Source organism: Nocardia sp. NPDC058497 (assembly GCF_042720195.1).
Lineage (GTDB): Bacteria > Actinomycetota > Actinomycetes > Mycobacteriales > Mycobacteriaceae > Nocardia.
Map to the genome: position 1 here is coordinate 1 of NZ_JBHXMY010000439.1, position 5080 is coordinate 5080.

The window sequence follows — 5080 nt, forward strand, 5'->3', positions numbered from 1 at the left end:
GGGGGGGGGGGGTGGCGTCGTCGCGCGGGGGCGGCCGCGGAGGCGGGGGCGCCCGGGGTGTGGTCCGGGGCGACCGCGGGGGGTGGGGGGGTGGGCGTGCCGGGCACCTGCTCGGCGCAGCCGGCCACGACCATGCCCGCGGTCACGGCGACAGCGGCACAGGCCAGTCCCAGCCGGCGCGCGTCCAGCAGCCTCATCGTTGTCCGATCCCTCTCGCTCGCGTGGTTCCCACAGCCAAACCTAGTGGATCTGCGAAGGCGCCGGCACCTCGCGGTCCAGGGAAATACCGCCCAGTACCTGCCCGGGAGGGATGACCTGCGCCACCTTTTCGGTAAGGATGGGGGTGCGCCCGAAACGTGTGTGACGGGTGGCCCGCACACCAAGCGGGCAGGCCCGGGGATAGCGACGCCAACAAGCAGTTCAGCCCCCAGTACGAGGAGCAGATTTGACCGACCTGATCCACTCTGTATCAGCGAATTCCGCGAACGATCCCGCCGCGGCGGCACCCGCCGCACGCGCCGAGTCCGCCACCAGACCGACCGGTGAGCGGGTCCGGGTGATCCGCGAGGGAGTGGCGTCGTATCTTCCGGATATCGACCCCGAGGAGACCAGCGAATGGCTGGAATCCTTCGACGACATGCTCGACCGCGAAGGCCCCGGCCGCGCCCGCTACCTGATGTTGCGGCTGCTCGAGCGTGCGGGCGAGCGCCGCGTCTCGATTCCGGCGCTCACCTCGACCGACTACGTGAACACGATTCCCACCGAGAACGAGCCGTGGTTCCCCGGTGACGAGGAAGTCGAGCGCCGCTACCGCGCCTGGATCCGGTGGAACGCCGCGATCATGGTGCACCGCGCGCAGCGCCCCGGCATCGGCGTTGGTGGCCACATCTCGACCTACGCGTCCTCGGCCGCGCTCTACGAGGTGGGCTTCAACCACTTCTTCCGCGGCAAGGACCATCCCGGCGGTGGCGATCACATCTACATCCAGGGCCACGCCTCGCCCGGCATCTACGCGCGCGCCTTCCTCGAAGGCCGCCTCAGCACCGACCGGCTCGACGGTTTCCGGCAGGAATACAGCCACGGCGGACCTGGCCACGGCCTGCCGTCGTACCCGCACCCGCGGTTGATGCCGGACTTCTGGGAGTTCCCGACGGTGTCGATGGGCCTGGGCCCGATGAACGCCATCTACCAGGCGCGCTTCAACCACTACCTGCATGATCGCGGCATCAAGGACACCTCCGACCAGCACGTCTGGGCGTTCCTGGGCGACGGCGAGATGGACGAACCGGAGTCGCGCGGCCTGATCCAGGTGGCCGCCAACGAGGCGCTCGACAACCTGACCTTCGTGATCAACTGCAACCTGCAGCGGCTCGACGGTCCGGTGCGCGGCAACGGCAAGATCATCCAGGAGCTGGAGTCGTTCTTCCGCGGCGCGGGCTGGAACGTCATCAAGGTGGTCTGGGGCCGCGAGTGGGACGCGCTGCTGGGCGCCGACCGCGACGGCGCGCTGGTCAACCTGATGAACACCACCCCCGACGGTGACTACCAGACCTACAAGGCCAACGACGGCGCCTACGTGCGTGATCACTTCTTCGGCCGCGACCCGCGCACCAAGGCGCTGGTCCAGCACATGTCCGACAGTGAGATCTGGAATCTCAAGCGCGGTGGCCACGACTACCGCAAGGTCTACGCGGCCTACGCGGCGGCGATGGCGCACAAGGGCCAGCCGACGGTGATCCTGGCCAAGACGATCAAGGGCTACACCCTCGGCAAGCACTTCGAGGGCCGCAACGCCACCCATCAGATGAAGAAGCTGGCGCTGCAGGACCTCAAGGACTTCCGCGATCTGCAGCGCATCCCGATCACCGATGCCGAGCTGGAGAAGGATCCGTACCTGCCGCCGTATTACCACCCCGGCATGGACAACCCGGCCATCCAGTACATGCTGAGCAGGCGTCAGTCGCTCGGCGGTTTCGTGCCGGAACGCCGCTCGCCCGCCAAGCCGCTGACGCTGCCCGGCGACGAGGCCTACCGCTCGGTGCGCAAGGGCTCGGGCAAACAGAAGATCGCCACCACGATGGCGCTTGTCCGGCTGGTCAAGGACCTGTTGCGCGACAAGGAGATCGGCAAGCGCATCGTGCCGATCATCCCCGACGAGGCCCGCACCTTCGGCATGGACTCGTGGTTCCCGACGCTGAAGATCTACAACCGCAACGGCCAGCTCTACACCTCGGTCGACGCGGAACTGATGCTCGCCTACAAGGAGAGCACCGTCGGCCAGATCATGCACGAGGGCATCAACGAGGCCGGTTCCACCGCGACCTTCACCGCGGCGGGCACCTCCTACGCCACCCACGGCGAGCCGATGATCCCGCTCTACATCTTCTATTCGATGTTCGGCTTCCAGCGCACCGGCGACAGCTTCTGGGCCGCCGCCGATCAGCTGGCGCGCGGTTTCGTCCTCGGCGCCACCGCGGGCCGCACCACGCTCACCGGCGAGGGCCTGCAGCACAACGACGGGCAGTCGCTGCTGCTGGCGTCGACCAACCCGGCCGTGGTGACCTACGACCCGGCGTTCTCCTTCGAGATCGCGCACATCATGCGTGACGGCCTGCGCCGGATGTACGGCGGCGTGACTCCCGAGAACAGCCAGCTGCCCGGCACGAATCCGCCCGAGGACGGCGCGTTCGGCGGGGAGAACATCTTCTACTACATCACCCTGTACAACGAGCCCTACCAGCAGCCTGCCGAGCCGGACGACCTCGACGTCGAAGGCCTGCTGAAGGGTCTGTACCTGTACCAGCGTGGTGGTGAGGGCAGCATCCGCGCGCAGATCCTCGTCTCCGGCGTGACCGTGCCCGACGGTCTGCGCGCCCAGGAGATCCTGGCGCAGGAGTGGGGTGTGTCGGCCGACGTGTGGTCGGTGACCTCGTTCGGCGAGCTGCGCAGGGAGGCCCTCGATAAGGAGATCCAGGCGCTCAAGCACCCCGACACCGATCCGGGCGTGCCCTACGTCACCCAGGCGCTCGCGCCGACGCAGGGCCCGGTCGTGGCCGCCACGGACTGGATGCGCGCGGTCTCCGATCAGATCCGCCAGTGGGTGCCGGGCGACTACATCACCCTGGGCACCGACGGGTTCGGCTTCTCCGACACCCGTCCGGCCGCCCGCCGGGTGTTCAACGTCGACGCGCAGTCGATCGTGGTCGCGGTGCTCGAGGGCCTGGTCAAGGACGGCACGCTGGACAAGGCGAAGGCGGTCGAAGCGGCGGCGAAATACCGCATCGACGACGTCTCCGCCGCGCCGAAGCCGAGTGCGGACGCAGGCGAGGAACTCGCGTAGCGGACTATTGGACTGTGGAGCGCAAACCGCCGCGGCCCCGTCGGATCACCGAGGGCACCAGCGAGCACGAGGTCTATCTGCCGACGGGGGCACTGTCCCCGAATCGGCAGACCCGTGATCCGCTGCCCGACACGCTGCTCAGGCGGGTCAAGCAGTTCTCGGGCCGGCTGTCCACCGAGGCGGTGGCGTCGATGCAGGACCGGCTGCCGTTCTTCGCCGATCTGGACGCCGCGCAGCGTGCGGGCGTCCAGATGCTGGTGCAGACGGCGGTCGTGAACTTCCTGGAGTGGTTGCAGGATCCCGACTCCGATATCCGCTTCAGCCTGGACCAGTTCCAGGTGATTCCGCAGGATCTGGCGCGGCGGCTAACGCTGCGCCAGACCGTGGACATGGTGCGGGTGGCCATGGACTTCTTCGAGCAGTGGCTGCCCGCGCTGGCGCGCAACGATCGTCAGCTGGTCGCGCTCACCGAGGCGGTGCTGCGATACGGGCGTGAGCTCGGTTTCGCGGCCGCCTCGGTGTACGCGAGCGCGGCGGAATCCCGGGGCGCGTGGGATACCCGCCTGGAGGCCCTGGTGGTCGACGCGGTGGTCCGCGGCGACACGGGTCCCGACATGCTCTCCCGGGCCGCCACGTTGAACTGGGACGCCACTGCGCCCGCCACCGTGCTGGTCGGTACGCCGCCCGCGGACCAGGGCGTGTCGACCGTCGGCGCGGTGCACACGATCGCGACCAGGCACGGCAGGGCCGCGCTGGCGGTGGTGCAGGGTGCGCGGCTGGTGATGGTCGTCAGCGGGCACCTGGGTGACGCCGGTTTCGCCTCGCCGTTCCTCGCCGACCTGCTCGCCGACGTGTTCTCCGAGGGCCCGGTGGTGATCGGCCCGACCATGCGCACCCTGGGCGCCGCGCACGCCAGCGCGATCGAGGCATTGGCCGGCATGGAGGCCGTGGTGGGCTGGCGGGCCGCGCCAAGGCCCGTTCACGCCGCGGAGTTGTTACCGGAACGGGCCCTGCTGGGCGATAGAGCTGCAATAGAGGCGTTGAACGAGTATCTTGTGCTCCCGTTGGCTGCTGCCGGATCTTCGTTGTCCGACACACTCGACGCGTACCTGGATTGTGGTGGAGCAGTAGAAACGTGCGCGCGTCAGCTGTACGTCCATCCAAATACTGTTCGGTACCGTCTCAAACGAATCGGCGAGATCACCGGACGTGATCCCATGAATCCCCGAGACGCGTATGTGCTCCGGATCGCAGCCACAGTGGGCCGTTTGACACGAACCCATAACGAATCATCACCCTCCGTCACAGAAACCCCGCCTACCCCAGTGGGCTACGAGCCCCTGTAACGAGATCGGGGAATCGGTCGATCGGGACACCCCACCTCGGATTTTGTGGGACCCCTACAAAACCCGTCCGAAAGCTTCATTCGCGCCGACATCTCATGCGGCGGGGGTCACAGTGTTTTCTTAGGGAGTGATCGCGTTGTTCGCCCCTGGACAGGGGTCCCAGACACCCGGCATGCTCGCGCCCTGGCTCGCCCTTCCCGGTGCGACTGATCGCCTCGAGCTGTGGTCGAAGGCCGCCGGCCTCGACCTGGTCCGTCTCGGTACCACCGCGACGGCCGAGGAGATCGTCGACACCGCGGTGACCCAGCCGCGCGGCGTGGGCCCCCCCCCGCGCGCGGTGGCCCCCAAACCCCCCCCCACCATTGAGGGGGGTTACAAACCCCCCCGCCCACCC

At 68.2% G+C, this 5080-nt stretch carries 2 protein-coding genes and 2 pseudogenes; 3 read left to right on the forward strand and 1 reads right to left on the reverse strand.

Going from position 1 to position 5080, the window contains the following annotated elements; translation table 11 throughout:
• Positions 1-197 (reverse strand): annotated as a pseudogene (locus tag ACFWPJ_RS24175) (hypothetical protein); the annotation flags it as partial.
• 359 nt (positions 198-556) lie between these two features.
• Between ACFWPJ_RS24175 and aceE the strand changes: the two are divergent.
• The 3 genes and pseudogenes from aceE to ACFWPJ_RS24190 form a co-directional block, all read left to right on the forward strand.
• Positions 557-3340 carry a pyruvate dehydrogenase (acetyl-transferring), homodimeric type gene (gene aceE, locus ACFWPJ_RS24180; RefSeq protein ID WP_378854674.1) on the forward strand — a complete coding sequence of 928 codons (2784 nt, stop codon included), beginning with the start codon at positions 557-559 and terminating at the stop codon, positions 3338-3340.
• A gap of 44 nt (positions 3341-3384) precedes the next feature.
• Positions 3385-4686 carry a PucR family transcriptional regulator gene (locus ACFWPJ_RS24185; RefSeq protein ID WP_378854675.1) on the forward strand — a complete coding sequence of 434 codons (1302 nt, stop codon included), beginning with the start codon at positions 3385-3387 and terminating at the stop codon, positions 4684-4686.
• 127 nt (positions 4687-4813) lie between these two features.
• Positions 4814-5080: pseudogene (locus ACFWPJ_RS24190) on the forward strand (hypothetical protein); the annotation flags it as partial.